This window comes from Candidatus Accumulibacter contiguus (assembly GCF_036625285.1).
Classification (GTDB): domain Bacteria; phylum Pseudomonadota; class Gammaproteobacteria; order Burkholderiales; family Rhodocyclaceae; genus Accumulibacter; species Accumulibacter contiguus.
On the sequence record NZ_JAZKUC010000002.1, the window covers coordinates 1234729 to 1252746 of the forward strand.

The following is an 18018-nucleotide window of genomic DNA, read 5'->3' on the forward strand; positions in this document are numbered from 1 at the left end:
CGCTGGCGCGCAATCTGCCGACGCGGCCTGCTGGAGAAATAAGCGTAATGAGTTATACCGCAGAATCGATTGCTGTCCTCAAGGGGCTGGAGCCGGTGCGCCATCGCCCCGGCATGTATACGCGTACCGATTGCCCCCTGCACATCATCCAGGAAGCAATCGACAACGCCGCCGACGAAGCGCTGGGGGGCTATTGCAAGCGCATCACGGTGATCCTCCACCGCGATCATTCGGTCACGGTTCAGGACGATGGGCGGGGTATTCCGGTGGAAATGCACCCGCTTGAAAAGGTGCCGACCGTCGAAGTGGTGTTTACCCGCCTGCACGCCGGCGGCAAGTTCAACAAGGACGATCAGGCTTCGGCGTACCGCTTCTCGGGCGGTCTGCACGGCGTTGGTGTTTCGGTGACCAATGCCCTGTCGACGCGGCTTGAGGTCGAAGTGGTTCGCGACGGCGCGCGCCATCAGATGGCTTTTGCCGGGGGCGATGTCGTCGAGCCGCTGCGTCGGGTCGGCGACGCACCAAAAAAAGCCAGTGGCACGCGCGTGCGTGCCTGGCCGGACGCGACCTTCTTCGACTCGCCGGCGATCCCGCTGGCACAGCTCGAACGCCTGTTGCGCAGCAAGGCGCTGCTTTTGCCCGGCCTGCAGGTTTCCCTGAGCGTCGAGGATGGCGCGACCACCGAATGGTGCTTCGCCAAGGGCATGCTGCAGTATCTGAGCGAGCAGATCGAAGGGGAAGTGGTGGCGCCGGTGTTCAGCAGCGAGAAGTACGCGACCCGGGGCGACGAGAACTTCCCGGTTGGATCGGGTGCCTCCTGGGCGATCTGCTGGACTGCCGAGGGCGGTCTGGCGCGCGAATCCTACGTCAACCTCATTCCGACGACTGCCGGCGGCACGCATGAGGCCGGCCTGCGGCAGGCGACCCTCGACGCCATTCGCAGCTTCGCCGAGCACCACGCGCTGCTGCCCAAGGGCGTCAAGCTCGCCGCCGAAGACGTCTTCTCGCGTGCCAGCTTCGTTCTCGCGGTGCGCATGCTCGATCCCTCGTTCCAGGGGCAGACCAAGGAACGACTGAACTCGCGCGATGCGCTGGCGCTCGTCGTACGCATGGTTCGCGACACCTTCGAGTTGTGGCTCAACGAGCATCCGGAAGCAGCGAAGAAGATCACCGAACTCGCCATCCGGGCGGCACAGGCGCGCACGCGGGCAAGCCAGAAGGTCGAGAAGCGCAAGCAGACCGGGGTGGCGATCCTGCCCGGCAAGCTCTCGGATTGTCAGAGCGAGGATACCCGCCGCAACGAGATTTTTCTCGTCGAGGGGGACTCTGCCGGTGGTTCGGCGAAATCGGGGCGCGACAAGGAACTGCAGGCGATCCTGCCGCTGCGCGGCAAGGTGCTCAATACCTGGGAGGTCGAAGCCGGCAGCCTGTTTGCCAACCGCGAAGTGCACGATATTGCGGTGGCGCTCGGCATCGATCCACACCCGGCGAACGCGCCCGATTCGGTGCTGCTCAACCTGCGCTACGGCAAGGTGGTGATCATGACCGACGCCGATGTCGACGGCTCACATATCCGGGTTCTCCTGTGCACGCTCTTCTACCGCCATTTTCCGAAGCTGATCGAGAACGGCCATCTCTATTTTGCGCAACCGCCGCTGTATCGCCTCGATGTCCCCGGCCAGGGCAAGACGCGCCCGCCGCGCAAGATTTACGCGCTCGACAGCGACGAGCGCGAAGCAGCGATCGACCGCTTGCGACTCGAGGGAGTCAAGCCGGAGGCGGTGTCGATCTCGCGTTTCAAGGGACTCGGCGAAATGAACCCAGAGCAGCTCTGGGAAACAACGATGTCACCCGACACGCGCCGCCTGATGCGCATTCGCATGCCTGGCGCCGAGGCCGCCAGGCCGGTGATGAACATGCTGATGGCCAAGGGCGAGTCGGCCGGCCGGCGCGCGTGGATGGAAGAAAACGGTGCCCTGATCGGCGCAGAGGTCTGAGGGTGCTCTGCCAGCAAGGAAAGATTCGACGCCAGACCCGTTTCCGAGGATTCATCTTGATCGCCCTGATCGATGCCCATCCGCATCCGGCACGATCACGCGCCAATCCCAGCGGACGCAAGCGCCAGATGGCCGGGTTAATGTGAAAGTCGCGTCAGCGACTCACGAATCTCCCCTCCCCCCTCGCGGGGGCGCAGGCGGGGTTTCGCGGAGCACCGCTCCGCGCCGCCGCAGCCGGCCCGCGATGTAGCGCGGGCCGTCGAAGGGGTCGGGGGAGAGGGAAACGGTCATGACTTTCATGATCGGGGGTACCTGGAAAAGTCATGACCGTTAGCCGACGTTCGTGGCGCCTGCCTTGACGGAGCGTCTGCGTGAAACCATAATGGTTGCACTTTGGCTGGAGTGAGCAATGCCGACGACCCTGACCTTGAAGAACATCCCTGATGCGGTGTACGAGCGACTGAAGGCCGCGGCCGAGAAGCATCGCCGCAGCATGAACAGCGAAGCCATTGTGTGCCTTGAGGCCGTTCTCGTGCCGACGACAGTGACTCCCGGCGAGCGACTCGCACGCGCGCGTGAAATGCGCTCGGCCTTGTTTCCGAAGAAGTTCTCGGCGCACGACATCGATGCCTTGAAGCGGGAAGGGCGTTCATGATCGTTGTTGACACCAATGTGCTTGCTTACCTGTACTTGCCATGTGAGCATTCGGCGGCGGCTGAAGCGTTGCTTGCGCGCGACCCGGAATGGGCTGCGCCGGTACTTTGGCGTAGCGAGTTCCGAAACATTCTGGCGGGGTACTTGCGGCGAGGGGATCTGACATTTGAGCAGGCGCAACGCCTGCAGAGCGAAGCTGAAGAATTGCTTTCTGGTTCAGAGTTCGAGGTCGATTCGCCAAGCGTGTTCGCGTTTGTTCGTGACAGTGATTGTTCGGCGTACGACTGCGAATTCATCGCGTTGGCTGCAAAGCTCGGCATCAGTCTCGTGACCATGGACAAGAAGCTGCTTCATGCATTCCCGGCTCGTGCGCTGGCTTTGCCTATCGGCTGACGCGCACATGCTTGACCCGCGATGACCCTGAGAATCGATCTGAAGAGCGCCATTCTGGCGCTGTCCGACGCGCTTGACCTGGTCGGTGTCAATGACTTCCAGCATGGCAAACGCGTCGCGATGATCGCACGCGAGACTGGACTGGTCATGGGCTTGTCGCAAGGACGGCTGGACCGGCTGGTCTGCGGCTGCCTGCTGCACGACCTCGGCGTTTCGTCTACCGCGGTGCAACGGCGGCTGCTGAGCGAAGCCGACTGGGAGGACCGGCACATACACTGCGAGACCGGCTATCGATTGCTGCAGCCCTTTGCCCACCTGTCGCAGGTTGCCAAGGCCATTCGCTACCACCATACCCCTTGGGTGGAACTGTCTAGCGACCTCGACGAGGTCGATGCGCTCGACAGCAACCTGATCCTGCTCGGCGACCGCGTCGATGCGATGCTGCTGCAACGCGGGCTGGACAACCCGCTGTTCAACGGCAGCGGTATCGTCAAGACGATCTCCACGCTGGCTGGCCGCGAACTGCTGCCGGCAGCGGTCGAAGCATTCGCCGCCGCTGCTTCCCGGGAAGCTTTCTGGATAGCTCTGGTGCCGCGGCACGTCCAGACCTATCTCAACGATTTGCCGCTGTCCGAGTGGCGGGTAACGATCGATTTCCCGCAGTTCGGCCACGTCGCGCGTCTGATTTCGACGATCGTCGATGCCAAGAGCCACTTCACGGCGGCGCACTCGATCGGCGTCGCGCAGCTCGCCCGTCATCTGGCGCAAGGGCTGGGACTGGCTGCCGATTCGCTGGCCATGGTCGAGGTCGCCGGCCTGATGCACGATGTCGGCAAGCTGTGTGTGCCCGATGAAATCATCGAAAAGCGTGCTCGCCTGACGCCACTGGAGTTCTCGGTGATGGAGCGGCACAGCTTCGAGACCTACCAGATCCTGCGGCATATCCCCGGCCTCGAACAGGTTGCCGAATGGGCGGGCTTCCATCATGAAGCGCTCAACGGACACGGCTATCCGTTCCGGCGCAGCGCTGCCCGCCTTTCGCCAGAGGCGCGCATCGTCGCCGTTGCCGATGTCTTCCAGGCGCTGGCACAGGAGCGTCCCTACCGCGGTCCGCAACCCGCTGACGAGATTCAGCGGCTTCTCGGCGTATTCGTCGAGCGTGGTGTTCTCGATGGCGAGATCGTCGCTCTGGCTTGCGACGATCTCGATGGCAGTTGGCGGGCGGCGACGCTGCCGTTGCCGGCGACTCCTGGTGGATGAACTGCGGCATGCCGCAGCAAGCACGCTCGCGCCAGCAATCGCCGCCGGGATCATGAAGTCATGACAGTTTCCCTCTCCCCCGACCCCTTCCACGGCCCGCGCTGCATCGCGGGCCTGCTGCGGCGGCGCGGAGCGGTGCTCCGCGAAACCCCGCCTGCGCCCCCGCGAGGGGGAGGGGAGATTCGTGAGTCACATACGCGACTTTCACATTAACAGGCCATGCCTGTCCTGGGGAACCGGGAGCAGCAGAAACCTGCCGAATGTGCCAGACCCTTTGCTGAGGATTCCTCTTGATCGCTCTGATTTATGCCCATCCGCATCCGGCGCGGTCACGCGCCAATCGCGCGCTGCTGGAAGCGGCGCGCTCCGTACCTTCCGTGATCGTCCGCTCGCTGTACGACCGCTATCCGGATTTCGAGATCGATGTCGCGGCCGAACGCAAACTGCTGATCGAATCTCGACTGATCGTCTGGCAGCACCCATGCATGTGGTACTCGGCACCGGCTCTGCAAAAACTCTGGTTCGACACGGTGCTCACGGAAGGCTGGGCGATCGGCGAAGGCGGCACCGCGCTGGTCGGCAAATCATGCCTGTGGGTGACGACCACCGGCGCAACCTCGGAGGGCTACTCGCCAGAGGGAACGCACCGCTTTCCGTTCACCGCCTTCGCTCCGGCCTTGGAAATGACCGCGCGTTTCTGCGGCATGCACTGGCTACCACCGCAAGTCGTGCACGGCGCGCATCTGATCGATGATGCCACCCTGCAACAGCATGCTGCGCAGTATCGGCAGCGGCTGCTCGCCTTTGCTGCGGAGGTGGAACATGGCTGACCCCCTGTTGCGCGATGCCCTCGTCTACCTCGGCGCGGCGGTCGTCTGCGTACCGATCGCCAAGCAGAGCGGCCTTGGCTCGGTTCTTGGCTACCTGATTGCCGGATGGCTGATCGGTCCGTGGGGCCTGAAGCTGGTCGGTGAAGTCGAATCGACGCTGCATTTCGCGGAGTTCGGCGTCGTGCTGATGTTGTTCCTGATCGGGCTCGAACTCGAGTTGAAGCGTCTGGTCGAGATGCGCCTTGCGGTGTTCGGTGGTGGCACGCTGCAAATGGCGGTATGTGGCGCGGCCCTCGCGCTCGGCCTGGTCGCGCTCGGTCTGAACTGGCAGGCAGCACTCGCCGCCGGCTTGGCACTGGCACTGTCGTCTACGGCAATCGCCGTGCAAACGATGAACGAGCGTAACGTCATGACGGCACCCGTCGGCCGCAGCGCTTTTGCCGTGCTGTTGTTCCAGGATATTGCGGCGATTCCGCTGATTGCCCTGGTGCCGTTTCTTGGTGCGGCCGGCGGTGAAGGGGGTAGCGGCTGGCTGGGCGCCGGCAAAGCCATTGCCGCGATCGTTGGCGTCGTGATCATCGGTCGCTTTCTGACGCGGCCTCTGATGCGTCTGATTGCCAAGTCCGAAGTGCGCGAGATCTTCACCGCTTTCGCCTTGTTGCTGGTCATCGGTATCGCCCAGCTGATGGCTGGAGCCGGCCTGTCGATGGCACTCGGCGCTTTCCTGGCGGGGGTGTTACTGGCCAGTTCCGAGTACCGGCATGCCCTCGAAAGCGACATCGCGCCGTTCAAAGGACTTCTGCTCGGGCTCTTCTTCATTGCCGTCGGCATGTCGATCGACTTCGGCCAGGTCATCGCGCGTCCCGGCCTGCTGGCGATACTGCTTGTCGGTCTGCTCATGGTCAAGGGGACGATGCTCGCGCTGATTGCTCCGCGTCTGGAGGTTCCTCACTCCGAGCGTTGGCTGTTCGCGGCGCTGCTGGCGCAAGCGGGTGAGTTTGCCTTCGTCGTCTTCGGCGTGGCACGCGCGGCAGAAATCTTGTCGCGTGCCTGGGAAGGCCTGCTGACGGCGGCAGTGGCGCTGTCGATGGCGGCCACACCGTTGCTGCTGATCGCATTCGATCGGCTGACCGCAAGTCGCGCGCAGGCGCAGCGCGAAGCCGATGCGATCGAAGACGATAGTGCGGCGGTGATCATCGCCGGCATGGGGCGTTACGGGCAGATCGTCGGCCGTGTGCTGCTGGCACAAGGTGTCCACATCACCGTGCTCGACCACGATCCCGATCAGATCGATACCTTGCGCAAATTCGGCTACCAGGTCTTCTATGGCGATGCCACGCGGCTCGACCTGCTGGCCGCGGCCGGGGCAGCCAAGGCGAAGCTGCTGGTCGTCGCGATCGACGACGTGGCCGACAGCCTGGCCCTCGTCGATCTGGTGAAGGAGAATTTTCCGAACCTGGAAATCGTCGCGCGTGCGCGCAACGTGCGGCACTGGCTCGAACTGGCCGATCGCGGGGTGACCGCAACCGAACGCGAGACCTTCGAGTCGTCTCTGAAGAGCGCTCGAGCGGCCCTGACGATACTGGGTGTAGAACCCTATGAGGCGCGCGAGATTGCCGAGGCTTTTCGCCGGCAGAACGTGATCACGCTCAAGGCCCTGCTGCCGCACTTCCACGACGAAGCCAGGACGGTAGCGATTGCCAAGAGTGGCCGCGAAGAACTCGAAGAAAACCTGCGCCGCGATCGCGAGGCGCGCCAGAAAACCAGCGCCCGCGGCTGGCACTGAGTCGGATGATGGCCTTCTGGTCGGGTGGCATCTCCAATGCCCGGAGAAAATGACCTGATGACCCGCCGCCTCAATTGCCTACTGCGGGAAGTTGTGGTCCTCGGAGCCTGGTCTCCTGCAGGCAAATGACATCGGCCTGTTGCGCGGCAAGCCATTCCAGCGGTTGTGGCAGGCGAACCTTGAGCGAGTTGACGTTCCATGCCGCCAGTTTCATCTGGCGAAGGTGCCTGACGGCCTGGCGCCATAGGGGGCTGATTTCGGATAGCCGGCCAGGTCGAGCAGGTTGTTCCAGGCGCCATAATCAAGTCCTTTGAAAGTTTGCTGACCGACGATGAGGCTGGGTACGGCGGCCTCGCTTCCCAGTATCTTGCTGAGCTCGGCGGATTCCTCATTACTCTTCAGCATCTTTTCCGAAAACGGAATGCCGCGTCGATTGAGCATGTCGCGGGCCTGTTTGCACTCTTCGACACAAGTGGCCGTCGTGTACAGCGTGACCGGGAATTTTTGGCTTCCCACTTAAAGCGGGACAGTCATGCTACCGATAGAGTCTGAGGATGAAGGGAGCTGAGGAGATGGGAACTGGTTGCCGCATCTCCTGTATCATCAGTTTTATGACAAAAAAACTCTACGACTCAAGCCATACGGACAACCAGCCGCGTCATTTTTGCCGCACTTACAGACCAGGGAAAACGAAGCCTGCGTGCAGTGGGGGAATTAATTCATCGCCCGAAAAGCAGTGTTCATCGCCACCTGCAAGCGCAAGCCCGTAGGAACCGACATCCTGAATCGGGGTTTTGGGAAACCGAAGAGGGGGAGGCATGGCTGAGATTGCTGGTATTTGCTGTGCTGTACACGTTCGGGCTGCAACATCATGTGGGGGCGGGTGCCTTGTCGGATTTCTTCCAATTGATCCGCCTTCATACCCATGTGGGGGTGTCTCCCAGCGCCTTGCAGACCCAACTCAGCCGGATGGAAGCGCTGTTGCCCCTGTTTCAGCAACAGTGTGAAGCCTCGGTACCGACGCGGACACGCCAAGCGGTGGTGGCCGCGGATGAGACGTTCTTTGGGGAGATTCTGATCTTGGTGCTGATGGATTTGTCCTCGGGCTACCTATTGCTGGAGTCGATTCAGAAGGACCGGGGTTTCGATACCTGGTTTGCCCAGGTGACCCCGCGCCTGGAAGCACTGGGTATCGAAGTCAACCACGCCATCAGTGACCGGGCGAAGGCCCTGATCAAATTAGCGGTCACAGGCTTTGAGTGTACCTCGGGCGCGGATACGTTCCACGAGCAATATGGCCTCAGTCGCTGGTTGTCACCGGCCTTGGGACGTCGAAAAGCCAAGGCGGATCAGTGCTGCGAACTGGCCCAGAAGGCCCTTGATCAGCCGTCGCGCGGAGCCAGTACCGAGGAAAAGGCGGCTTTGGCGGCACAACAGGCCTGTGCCTGGGAAGCCCGCGCGCAAGTGGAACAGGCGCAGCAAGAGTACCAGAAGCAGTTGCTGGGAATCGCCGAGGAAATCCATCCCTTCTCCCTGGAGGAGAATACTCGCACGACGGCGGAGAGCGTAGTGGCAGGACTGGAAACGCGAGCACAGGCCCTGGAAACTCTGGCGGCGCAACAAGGGATCCAGGATACCCGTTCCGCCCTGAAGAAGTTCCGTGCCCAGATCGGCGCCTTATCGAGTCACGTCAGCTTTTGGTGGCTTTGGGTAGAAGAAATCCTGCTGGGCTGGTCTCTGGATGAAGCGACTCGGCAATGGCTGACGAGCAAGCTGTTGCCCGTACTCTATTGGCACTACCAAATGCGGAAAACGCAAAACAGGGTTCACCGGAAACGGTATCAGGAGGCTTGGCAGCGAGCATTAGAGGCCTGGAAAGCAGACCCGTTCCATTCGGGATTCTCCGAGAGTGAGTTGCAGCGCTGGCTAGAATGGGGGGAATGGATGGTGCGACAGTTCCATCGCAGCTCCTCCGCCGTCGAAGGGCGCAATGGCCGCTTGTCCCAGTTGTATCATAACGGGCGAGGTCTGACGAAATGCCGCCTGGCTGCGCTAACGGTTATCCACAACTATGGGGTGAGACGTAGTGACGGCACTATCGCAGCCGAACGTCTGTTTAGCACCTCTTTCCCTGATCTTTTCGATTGGCTGCTCAACCAGATGGGGGAACTTCCCTTACCGAGGAAGTCCCGCCACCGGGTTGTGCATAACCCATTGAAGTTAGAGATTGTCCCGGCTTAAGTGGGAAGCCCATGTTTGGCACCAGGCGGAGGCGGCTGGTCGGAAAAGATGGTTTGACCCGTGTCCTTGTCGACCCAGCGATAAGTGGTCTGGGCAACGGCGAGCGAAGCCGTCAGCAGGGCAGCGCTTAGAATGACGAGACGTAGCGTAGGCATGGCTTTATCCTCCGGTAATTACAACGGAATCATAGCACTGCTCTGTGCCCGGACGAGCGTGGCCGATGCGACAAGAAACAGGCCGAGCAGCAGCGTGCGTAATTTCATGTTCATCCTCCCCGCTGCCAAGCATGGAAGCGCGCCACCCATGCCAGCAAGGCTTGCGGCGCATGCGCCTTCTTCCAGACTCCGGCCACATACTTGTTGGCCTCGGCCATGGTCGGGTAGATGTGGATGGTGCCGAGGATCTTGTTCAGGCCGATGCCGTTCTTCATCGCCAGCACGTACTCGGCGATCAAGTCGCCGGCGTGCTCGCCGACGATGGTGACGCCGAGAATGCGATCCTTGCCCGGCACGGTCAGCACCTTGATAAAGCCATGCGCCTCGCTGTCGGAGATCGCCCGGTCGAGGTCGTCGATGTCGTAGCGGCTGACCTCATAGTCGATGCCCTTCTCCTTCGCCTCCGTCTCGTTCAGGCCGACGCGCGCCACTTCGGGCTCGACGAAGGTCGCCCAGGGAATCACCGAGTAGTCGGCCTTGAATTTCTTGAAGGGATCGAACAGGGCATTGACCGCCGCATACCAGGCCTGGTGCGCGGCGGTGTGGGTGAACTGGTAGGGGCCGGCGACGTCGCCGGCGGCGTATATGTTGGGGTAACTGGTCTGCAGGAATTCGTTGGTGTCGACCGTGCGCGTCGTGGCGACACCGATCTCTTCCAGCCCGTAGCCTTTGAGGTTGGCGACGCGACCGACGGCGACCAGCACGGCATCGAATGAGATGCGTACTTCGCGGCTGCTGTTGCCATCCTGGTGTTCGGCGACCAGAATCTTCTCGCCGTTTTCGATAAGAAACTGCTTGGCCTTGTGGTTGAGCAGCACATCGACGCCCTCCCGGCAGAAGCGTGCGGCGACGAGCTCCGAGACCTCGGGGTCTTCGCGGATCATCAGGCGCGGCAGCATTTCGACCTGCGACACTTGCGAACCGAAGCGGGCGAAGGCCTGTGTCAGCTCGCAGCCGATCGGACCGCCACCGAGTACCAGCAGACGTTTGGGCAGTTCGCGCAGATTCCAGACGCTGTCCGAGGTCAGGTAGCCGACCTCCTCGATGCCGGGGATGGGCGGCACGAAAGGCCGCGCGCCGGCCGCGATGACGATGCCGCGCGTGCTCATGCGCTCGCTGGCGCCGTTGTGGCGCGTGACTTCGACTTCCCAAGGCGAAACGATCTTCGCGTTGCCTTCGATCACGTCGACGCCCAGCCCGGTGTAGCGTTCGACGGAATCGTGCGGCTCGATGTCGCGCACGACGCGCTGCACGCGCTCCATCACCTCGGCAAACGAAAAGTCGGCGCTGGCGCTACGGCAACCGAATTCCGCTGCGCGCCGCGTGTGCGACAGAAACTTCGCCGAACGGATCAGCGCTTTCGAAGGCACGCAACCCGTGTTGAGGCAGTCGCCGCCCAGCTTGTGCTTCTCGATCAGCGTCACTTTCGCCTTCACCGCCGCCGCGATATAGGCCGTGACCAGGCCGGCGCTGCCGCCGCCGATGACGATGAGGTTGCGATCAAACTTCGCCGGCTTCGTCCAGCGCGCATAGACCTTGCGCGCCTTGACGGTATCGACGATCTTCTTGGCGATCAGCGGAAAGATGCCGAGCAGGGCAAACGAGGCGATCAGGCCCGGCGAGAGGATGCCGGAGAGGCTGGAAATGCCGGCCAACTGGGTGCCGGCATTGACGTACACCAGCGTGCCGGCCAGCATGCCGAGCTGGCTGACCCAGTAGAAGGTGGCGGCGCGCATGGGCGTGAGGCCCATCAGCAGGTTGATCATGAAGAAGGGAAACACCGGCACCAGGCGCAGGGTGAACAGATAGAAGCCGCCCTCCTTGCCGACGCCTTCGTTGATCGCGCGCAGGCGCTCGCCGAAACGGTTCTGCACCCAGTCGCGCAGCAGGAAACGCGAGGCGAGGAAGGCCAGGGTCGCGCCGAGGCTGGAAGCGAAGGACACCAGCAGCGTGCCCCACAGCAAGCCGAACACGGCGCCGCCGGCCAGGGTCATGATCGCCGCGCCGGGCAGGGACAGCGCGGTCACCGCGACGTAGGCGACGAAGTACATGCCGGCGGTCAGCCAGGGATGGGCCTGGCGATAGGCATCAAGCGCCACCTGCTGGGCCTTCAGCGCATCGAGGCTGAAGTAACGCCCCAGATCCAATCCAATATAAAGCGCCACAAACACGGCAACGGCGACAACGACAAGCAGTTTACGCAATGACAAGAGGTTCTCCCTGAAATGGTTCGCCAAACATGATGTCTCTTCGGTCTTGCCTATTGGTCGTGCAGTTGGCCAATAACTTACAAAGTCGCGACTCGTTCCCGACGTGGAAGGTCCGCGTTTGAAAACGCGACCCATGACAAACCGGTGAACGCGGCGGATTTGCACGCACGAACTGGCGCGTCATGGCGCGGAAGAATTGCCCGCCGACCGGTTCCTGCGTGACCGAAAAACTGTCGGCCAGCGCGTCGATCAATCAGGGTCGGCATCGGCCCGACCCAGTCCAGGGCATGACGAACTGCTTGGCGCCGTTGTCGAAGGCGAGGAACAGGGCGATGCCGACCAGGATGATTTCGATCGCCCGGATCGTCTAGCAGCAGCCGCAGCTTTCGTCGCTGCTGCCGGTACCAGCGCTGTTGGCAGCGTTCGTGCCCGCATTGGCGCCCGCATTTGTGTTGAAAGGCAGCGCCTTGCTGCAACCCTCGAACAGGCCGTAATGGTGCGAAAAGTCGCCGATGAAATCGAAATGCGGCGCCAGCCGGCTTTCCTTGAGCATGCGCCAGGTGTTGCCGCAGACTGGAAACACGCGCCCCATTTCGATGCGATGGTGCTTGTCGAGGACGAAGGCCTGGGCGTGCTGCGGAATGCTGCCGCGATAGACGACCGCTTGGCCGTAATCCTCGCAGTCGGATGCATGTTTCCTCCTGGGGCGAATGTGAGTCGAGCGCATCGCCGCAGCTGCTGCCCGGCAGACCATAGCCAGGCGCATTGAGCCGGCGCAAACCGGCCAGGCCGGCTTCGAAGATGCCGTCGCCGCGCTGTTGGTCGACGTTCTCTTCCAGGTAGCAGGGCAGCGAGGCGACGATTTCGACGACGTTGGCAGCGAGAAGATCGGCCAGGTCTTCATGAATTCTTACAGTCTCCCGGAAATCGACGGTTTCCGCCAGTCCGAGTCAGGCTGTCAGCGGGGTTTGGATGCTTCGCCGGCGCGAAATACCTCGGTGGCGGGATTAAATGCATACCAGGCGAACCAGTAGCCGACCACGGCCGCCAGTTGCTGCCCGTCCTGCCAGCGATCCGTGGGCCGAGACGTCGCGCCTGGGTAAGCCGTAGAGCCCATGCCCGATTCGCTCCAGCAGGCCGCGGCGGACGGCCCGGGTCAGGGAAACCCGGGGAATTCCAAGCGGTGCCAGATCGCAGGGGCGATCAAGAGATCCAACAGGCGCTCGCTGACCAGCAAGCTCAGCCGCAGGCTCGCCCAATTCGGCACGCTCCCCCTCGACGAAACAATTGAGCCAGCGAAAGTCGAGGCCGTTGTCGCCAAAATAGCTGCTGCCCACGACGACATCGAACACCTGCAGGACGAACTCAAGACCCTGAAGGAACACCGCCAAGAGACACCCTCTCCTGTTCCGGCTTGCCTGGCGGCTTGATGTTCCTGGGGACGACGAAGCCCGGCCACAGTGCATTTTCGGTATCGAGGAAAGCCAGTTCCAGTTCCCGCAGGCGGTGCAGATCACGCTGTCGCGTCTTGTCGTTGAGCTTCAGATAGAGGCTGGTGTACCAGGGCGCGTGCCGCACTTCGTCGAGTGGCAGTGGTCGCCCGCGATCAAGGAGGATGGAAAGAATGGTGTATTGCCGGGCGTTGATCTGCTTATCGTCGAGAGCGCGGCGGATCTTGCTCTCGTAGAGCAGCATGCTGACCAGTCGATTGACGCGATCATGCAGCGTATTGATGGTCTGGCGCATCCCTTCGAGGTGAAAGTCGACAAAAGCTTGATTGGGGGCATCTCGCCCTTTCTCGGCGGCCTTGCGGCAAGTGTTGAAGAGGGTGAAGTAGGCGTCGATATTCTGCAGGTAGTAGCGCGCCAGGGCGAAGGGGGCGTAGCGGTAACCGGCGGCCTGCAGCAAGGTGGCTTCGATGACGCGACCGACGCGGCCATTGCCGTCCCAGAAAGGATGAATCTGTTCGTAGTAGAGATGCACGAGGGGCGCGCGGATCAGTGCTGGAACACCGGCCGCTTCGAGCTCGCCATGCCAGGCGATCAGTGCAGAGAGCAGACGCTCGATGTCCTTGCCGTATTGCGGCGGCTTGTAGCGGCCGCCATGCGCGGCGTCACCGACATAGGTGAAACGGGTTTTCGGGTTGTCGCGGATCAGGCCGGGGCGATTGTCTTCGTGCGGGATATCCGCGGTGATCAGTCGATGCAGGTCGACGATGAATTCTGTCGTCAGCGACCAGCCAGGGGTTTTTGCGGCGGCCTGCGACAGGTCGTAGGCTGCCTTGATATTGAGTGCGCGTTGTTGCTCGACCGCTTGCACCTGGCGAAGATCGAGGATCAGGGCACTGGCGGTCTCTTCCTCGGTTAGCGTGCCGCCTTCGATGGTGTTGGTGCCGAACACGCTGCTGACCATGACCTCCTGCTCCAATCGGTTCACCACCTGCGACAGGAGGGACGCGACGAAGCGTGCGTGCGCGTCTTCAACGCGCTGGAGCGCCAGATCGACAGCCGACAGCGTGCATCCAGGCTGGAAGACGAAGGGCCCGAAGCGGTCGGTGTCCATCCGGCGAGAAATGTCTGAACAGTCTTTGAGCAATATTTTGTCGTGCATGATGTCCGGGGTTCTATTGCAAACTATCTTTATTTTTCCTCAGGATACACCCATGTTAAAACAAATATGTCTCCGGAAATGTCGCATTCGGCCTCTTTCCGGTCGTCGCCTTTCAGGTCTTCCGCATCGGCGTCCTTCGGCTTTTGCCGGTAGCAGTGGTGCGCCTCGTCAGAAAGCCGCGCGTCAAGTTCCTGCTGCCCGGCCGGCGCACGTCTGACTGATCGATCTTTTCGGCTAGAATGGGTGCGGACATAGGGCAGCATCATTCCCATAGGGGTAGAATTGGCAGGGATCGTCAGATCATTATGTCGGTAATGTGTTCGTAAACAATTAGATAGTGTTGTTGTTCGAGTCCCTTCCTGGCACCATACAAACCCTCATATCCGACCACTTCATGAATGCAAGCCGAAAACCGGGCGCCGATACGGTTGGAGAAGCACTGAATGCCAAAGGCTTCCAGATGATCCAGGATCTCACCCGAGAACTGGCGGGTGACTTTGCCTTCCCCACTTGCTTTGAAGCAGCCTTCCGCCTGCGCCAGGCATTGCAGAATCCGGACCTGCCCATTTCACGAATCAGCAACATCGTCGGCGGCGAACCCTTGGTTGCCACCAAGCTGATGCAGTTGGCCAATTCATCCCTTTACAGAGCCCATCACGCGCCGGCCCTGGATCTCAAGGCGGCCATCAGCCGTCTGGGCGTCGATGTGGTACGCACCACGGCACTGGCCATCGCCATGCGCCAGTTCATACGTTCCAAGGAAATCCTGGTCTTCAACGACCTCGCTCTCGCCCTCTGGGAGCATTCCCTCAAAACCGCTGCGGGTGCTCGCATTCTGGCCCGCAACCAAACTCGGATCAACCAGGATGAGGCTCTGCTGGCCGGCCTGGTCCACGACCTCGGGGCCTTCTACTTGCTTAACCGCGCAGCCCGGTACTCCAAGTTGCGTGCCAGCCCGGAGTCCGTCAAGCACCTTATCGCGCAGTGGCATGAAAGCATCGGGGTCACGCTGCTCAGCGCTCTTGGTATGCCCGGGGAAATCGTCGACGCCACCATGGATCACGACCAGCCGTGGCTGGTGCCGGAAACGGTACTGACATTGCCAGATATTGTATATATCGGCAATATTCTCGCCGGCACTCATGTTGAATGGCTCCATCAGACGTTCGACCCCGATGGTGGCGGATTCGAAGTCGTCCGCCAGATCTTTGCTGGAATCCTGCCGGAAATCGAATCCGATGCCCAGGAAATGCAGCTCGTATTCGCGTAGCCGAACCTCGGACATCCACTCTCGCCGAGAAGCGAGCAACCGGGCGGGACCGGCCAAGGCTCCAATAGACGGCAGGGGAGGGCAAGGTCATGGCCCTTGGTCTCCCGGCAGCGCTGCCCGCCAAGCTGCCAGCTTGCGTTCAAAAGCCAGGGTATACGCCGGGCTGGTCGAAGGCAGGATCCGGGTTTCGTAGCCATGCTGCTGAAACCAGCCAGCAGATCTGCCGGCGGTCTGGCCGTTGAAGCAGACGCGCAGCAAAGCCGGCACTTCGCTACGCAGTCGCGAAAAATCGTTGAGCACCGGCGACTGGATCGCTGCGTCGAGCGCACCCTGGCGCAGGCACTGGCGATACACATCCCAGACACCGATGCCATTCTTGAGTAGACGCCGTTGCCTGTCCGCGTAATCGAGTTCGGGCAGTGGCTCGCCGAGCAGCGCGCCGAGCAAGCGCCAGAACTGGTTCTGGCGGTGCGCATAGTATTGCGCTGCCGCCAGTGAGGCCGGTGAAGGAAAACTGCCGAGAATCAGCGTCCTCACGCCGGCATCGAGAATCGGCGGCAGACCGTGCAGCAGCGGCGGTCCGCCGCCGGTGATCAACGGCCGCTGCCCAGCGAGAGGGCCAGCATCAGGTCGTTGATGCGCTTGACGAAGCCCGCCGGATCCTCGAGCGAGCCGCCTTCAGCCAGCGTTGCCTGTTCAAGCAGCAGATTGGCCCAGTCGTCGAAGCGGGTCTCTTCATACTTGAGACGCTGTACCGCCGGGTGCTTCGGGTTGATTTCCAGGATCGGCTTGCTCGCCGGTGCCTGCTGGCCGGCAGCCTTGAGGATGCGCTGCAGATTGCCGCCGAGGTCGTACTGATCGGCAACCAGGCACGAAGGCGAATCGGTCAGGCGATACGTGACACGAACGTCCTTCACCTTGTCGCCCAGGGTGGTCTTGATTTTCCCGAGCAGTTCCTTGAACTCGTCGGCAGCCTTCTCGGCCTCTTCCTTCTCGGCCACATCTTCAAGCTTGCCGAGATCGAGCCCGCCCTTGGCCACCGATTGCAGCGGCTTGCCGTCGAACTCGGTGAGATGACCGGTGACCCATTCATCGACACGGTCGGAGAGCAGCAGCACTTCGATGCCCTTCTTGCGGAAAATCTCGAGGTGCGGGCTATGCCTGGCGGCGGTGAAGGTTTCCGCAGTGACGTAGTAGATTTTCTCCTGGCCATCCTTCATCCGCGACACGTAGTCGGCGAGCGAGACATTTTCTTCCGGCGTATCGGTGTGCGTCGAGGCAAAGCGCAGCAGTTTGGCGATGCGATCCTTATTGGTGAAATCCTCGCCGACGCCTTCCTTGAGCACGCGGCCGAATTCCTTCCAGAAGTTTGCGTATTTTTCCTTGTCGGCGAGTTCTTCGCTGTCGGCAAGGCTTTCGAGCAGGCCGAGCACCTTCTTCACGCAGCCGCCACGAATGCTCTCGATGTCGCGTGACTGCTGCAGGATTTCACGCGAGACGTTGAGCGGCAGGTCGTTGGAATCGACGATCCCGCGCACGAAACGCAGGTATACCGGCATCAGTTGCTCGGCGTCGTCCATGATGAAGACGCGACGCACATAGAGCTTGATGCCGTGGCGGGCGGTACGTTCGAAGAGATCGAAGGGGGCTCGCGACGGGATGTACAGGAGTTGCGTATATTCCTGCTTGCCTTCGACACGGGCGTGCACATGCGCCAGCGGATCTTCGAAATCATGCGCAACATGCTTGTAGAACTCCTTGTACTGCTCGTCGCTGATCTCCGACTTGGGGCGAGTCCACAAGGCCGAAGCCTGGTTCACCGTTTCGTCTTCGTCGGTGACGACCTGGGCCTTCTTCTCCTCGTTCCATTCCTCCTTCTTCATCACGATCGGCAAGGTGATGTGGTCGGAATACTTGCGGATGATCTCGCGCACTTTCCAGTTCGACAGAAACTCGTCCTCGCCTTCACGCAGGTGCAGGGTCACTTCAGTGCCGCGCTGCGCCCGCTCGATCACCTCGATCGTGAAATCGCCTTCTCCCGACGATTCCCAACGGATCGCCTGATTGGCCTCGAGGCCGGCACGGCGGGATACCACCGTCACCTTGTCGGCGACGATATACGACGAATAGAAACCGACGCCGAACTGGCCGATCAGATGCGCGTCCTTGGCCTGGTCGCCGGTCAGCGCCGAAAAGAACTCGCGGGTTCCCGATTTGGCGATTGTTCCGAGGTGCTCTACCGCTTCTTCGCGCGACAGGCCGATGCCGTTGTCGGAGATGCTGAGCGTCCGCGCCGCCTTGTCGAAGGCGACGCGGATCTTCAGATCGCTGTCGTCACCGTAAAGGCCGGCATTGTTCAAGGCCTCGAAGCGCAGCCTGTCGCAGGCGTCGGAAGCGTTGGAGATCAACTCGCGCAGAAAGATCTCCTTGTTGCTGTACAACGAATGAATCATCAAATTCAGCAGTTGTTTGACTTCTGCCTGAAAACCGAGAGTTTCCTTCTGTGCACCCATGTGAGACTCCGTGAAAAATGTGGATCAAAAGCGGAAGAG

Annotated in this window: 17 protein-coding genes and 3 pseudogenes; 8 read left to right on the plus strand and 12 right to left on the minus strand. The window is 61.5% G+C overall.

Going from position 1 to position 18018, the window contains the following annotated elements:
• Window positions 1-47: 47 nt before the first annotated feature.
• The 6 genes from parE (at window position 48) to kefC (ending at window position 6920) form a co-directional block, all read left to right on the plus strand.
• Complete coding sequence (parE, locus tag V5B59_RS24430; RefSeq protein WP_169070282.1) at window positions 48-1997, plus strand: DNA topoisomerase IV subunit B; 1950 nt, start codon at window positions 48-50, stop codon at window positions 1995-1997.
• A gap of 409 nt (window positions 1998-2406) precedes the next feature.
• A complete protein-coding gene (locus V5B59_RS24435; RefSeq protein ID WP_169070283.1) occupies window positions 2407-2652 on the plus strand; it encodes a FitA-like ribbon-helix-helix domain-containing protein in 246 nt (81 codons plus the stop codon).
• Window positions 2649-3044 (plus strand): type II toxin-antitoxin system VapC family toxin, encoded by a 396-nt coding sequence (locus V5B59_RS24440; RefSeq protein ID WP_034911071.1) that lies wholly within the window; start codon window positions 2649-2651, stop codon window positions 3042-3044. The genes V5B59_RS24435 and V5B59_RS24440 overlap by 4 nt, the downstream gene beginning before the upstream one ends.
• Window positions 3045-3065: 21 nt before the next feature.
• Entirely contained in the window at window positions 3066-4304 is a 1239-nt protein-coding gene (locus tag V5B59_RS24445; protein ID WP_034911069.1) for an HD-GYP domain-containing protein, read from the plus strand.
• A 290-nt stretch (window positions 4305-4594) separates the two neighbouring features.
• Window positions 4595-5134 carry a glutathione-regulated potassium-efflux system oxidoreductase KefF gene (gene kefF / locus V5B59_RS24450; RefSeq protein WP_034911068.1) on the plus strand — a complete coding sequence of 180 codons (540 nt, stop codon included), beginning with the start codon at window positions 4595-4597 and terminating at the stop codon, window positions 5132-5134.
• Entirely contained in the window at window positions 5127-6920 is a 1794-nt protein-coding gene (kefC, locus tag V5B59_RS24455) for a glutathione-regulated potassium-efflux system protein KefC (RefSeq protein WP_034911065.1), read from the plus strand. Before kefF ends, kefC begins: the two co-directional genes overlap by 8 nt.
• 39 nt (window positions 6921-6959) lie before the next feature.
• Here the strand turns inward: kefC and V5B59_RS24460 are convergent.
• Together V5B59_RS24460 and V5B59_RS24465 are read right to left on the minus strand one after the other, a co-directional pair.
• Window positions 6960-7134, minus strand: a pseudogene (locus V5B59_RS24460) (exodeoxyribonuclease III); the annotation flags it as partial.
• Complete coding sequence (locus tag V5B59_RS24465) at window positions 7131-7436, minus strand: glutaredoxin family protein (RefSeq protein WP_332352441.1); 306 nt, start codon at window positions 7434-7436, stop codon at window positions 7131-7133. The gene V5B59_RS24465 and the pseudogene V5B59_RS24460, both read right to left, overlap by 4 nt.
• 189 nt (window positions 7437-7625) lie before the next feature.
• Here V5B59_RS24465 and V5B59_RS24470 point away from each other — a divergent pair, with 189 nt between their 5' ends.
• A complete protein-coding gene (locus V5B59_RS24470; RefSeq protein ID WP_332351228.1) occupies window positions 7626-9161 on the plus strand; it encodes a DUF6399 domain-containing protein in 1536 nt (511 codons plus the stop codon).
• Here the strand turns inward: V5B59_RS24470 and V5B59_RS24475 are convergent.
• From V5B59_RS24475 to V5B59_RS24510, 8 genes and pseudogenes are all read right to left on the minus strand, one after another.
• On the minus strand, window positions 9158-9316 hold the full coding sequence (locus V5B59_RS24475) for a DUF4124 domain-containing protein (protein WP_169070634.1): 159 nt from the start codon (window positions 9314-9316) through the stop codon (window positions 9158-9160). The two genes, V5B59_RS24470 and V5B59_RS24475, sit on opposite strands and share 4 nt — an antisense overlap.
• 110 nt (window positions 9317-9426) lie before the next feature.
• Window positions 9427-11586 carry an FAD-dependent oxidoreductase gene (locus V5B59_RS24480; protein WP_169070633.1) on the minus strand — a complete coding sequence of 720 codons (2160 nt, stop codon included), beginning with the start codon at window positions 11584-11586 and terminating at the stop codon, window positions 9427-9429.
• Window positions 11573-11839 carry an HvfC/BufC family peptide modification chaperone gene (locus tag V5B59_RS24485; RefSeq protein ID WP_169070632.1) on the minus strand — a complete coding sequence of 89 codons (267 nt, stop codon included), beginning with the start codon at window positions 11837-11839 and terminating at the stop codon, window positions 11573-11575. Before V5B59_RS24485 ends, V5B59_RS24480 begins: the two co-directional genes overlap by 14 nt.
• A gap of 114 nt (window positions 11840-11953) precedes the next feature.
• Window positions 11954-12268: pseudogene (locus V5B59_RS24490) on the minus strand (methyltransferase domain-containing protein); the annotation flags it as partial.
• 55 nt (window positions 12269-12323) lie between these two features.
• Window positions 12324-12488: pseudogene (locus V5B59_RS24495) on the minus strand (arsenosugar biosynthesis radical SAM (seleno)protein ArsS); the annotation flags it as partial.
• Window positions 12489-12593: 105 nt separating this feature from the next.
• A complete protein-coding gene (locus tag V5B59_RS26435; protein ID WP_372703662.1) occupies window positions 12594-12971 on the minus strand; it encodes a type IV toxin-antitoxin system AbiEi family antitoxin domain-containing protein in 378 nt (125 codons plus the stop codon).
• On the minus strand, window positions 12952-14196 hold the full coding sequence (locus V5B59_RS24505; protein ID WP_288130497.1) for a Fic family protein: 1245 nt from the start codon (window positions 14194-14196) through the stop codon (window positions 12952-12954). Before V5B59_RS24505 ends, V5B59_RS26435 begins: the two co-directional genes overlap by 20 nt.
• A gap of 29 nt (window positions 14197-14225) precedes the next feature.
• Entirely contained in the window at window positions 14226-14468 is a 243-nt protein-coding gene (locus V5B59_RS24510; protein WP_332352442.1) for a hypothetical protein, read from the minus strand.
• Window positions 14469-14590: 122 nt separating this feature from the next.
• Between V5B59_RS24510 and V5B59_RS24515 the strand changes: the two genes are divergently transcribed.
• Window positions 14591-15466, plus strand: a complete 876-nt coding sequence (locus tag V5B59_RS24515; RefSeq protein WP_169070629.1) for an HDOD domain-containing protein — start codon at window positions 14591-14593, stop codon at window positions 15464-15466.
• Window positions 15467-15553: 87 nt separating this feature from the next.
• Here the strand turns inward: V5B59_RS24515 and V5B59_RS24520 are convergent, their stop codons facing one another.
• Together V5B59_RS24520 and htpG are read right to left on the minus strand one after the other, a co-directional pair.
• Entirely contained in the window at window positions 15554-16039 is a 486-nt protein-coding gene (locus V5B59_RS24520) for a DNA-deoxyinosine glycosylase (protein ID WP_169070644.1), read from the minus strand.
• A 20-nt stretch (window positions 16040-16059) separates the two neighbouring features.
• Entirely contained in the window at window positions 16060-17979 is a 1920-nt protein-coding gene (htpG, locus tag V5B59_RS24525) for a molecular chaperone HtpG (RefSeq protein WP_169070628.1), read from the minus strand.
• Between the last annotated feature and the right edge of the window lie 39 nt (window positions 17980-18018).

Excerpts from the sequence above, each read along its gene's own strand:
- parE (WP_169070282.1), top strand. The coding sequence starts at position 48 with ATGAGTTATACCGCAGAATCGATTGCTGTCCTCAAGGGGCTGGAGCCG.
- V5B59_RS24435 (WP_169070283.1), top strand. The coding sequence starts at position 2,407 with ATGCCGACGACCCTGACCTTGAAGAACATCCCTGATGCGGTGTACGAG.
- V5B59_RS24440 (WP_034911071.1), top strand. The coding sequence starts at position 2,649 with ATGATCGTTGTTGACACCAATGTGCTTGCTTACCTGTACTTGCCATGT.
- V5B59_RS24445 (WP_034911069.1), top strand. The coding sequence starts at position 3,066 with ATGACCCTGAGAATCGATCTGAAGAGCGCCATTCTGGCGCTGTCCGAC.
- kefC (WP_034911065.1), top strand. The coding sequence starts at position 5,127 with ATGGCTGACCCCCTGTTGCGCGATGCCCTCGTCTACCTCGGCGCGGCG.
- V5B59_RS24475 (WP_169070634.1), bottom strand. The coding sequence starts at position 9,316 with ATGCCTACGCTACGTCTCGTCATTCTAAGCGCTGCCCTGCTGACGGCT.
- V5B59_RS24505 (WP_288130497.1), bottom strand. The coding sequence starts at position 14,196 with ATGCACGACAAAATATTGCTCAAAGACTGTTCAGACATTTCTCGCCGG.
- V5B59_RS24510 (WP_332352442.1), bottom strand. The coding sequence starts at position 14,468 with ATGGGAATGATGCTGCCCTATGTCCGCACCCATTCTAGCCGAAAAGAT.
- V5B59_RS24515 (WP_169070629.1), top strand. The coding sequence starts at position 14,591 with ATGAATGCAAGCCGAAAACCGGGCGCCGATACGGTTGGAGAAGCACTG.
- htpG (WP_169070628.1), bottom strand. The coding sequence starts at position 17,979 with ATGGGTGCACAGAAGGAAACTCTCGGTTTTCAGGCAGAAGTCAAACAA.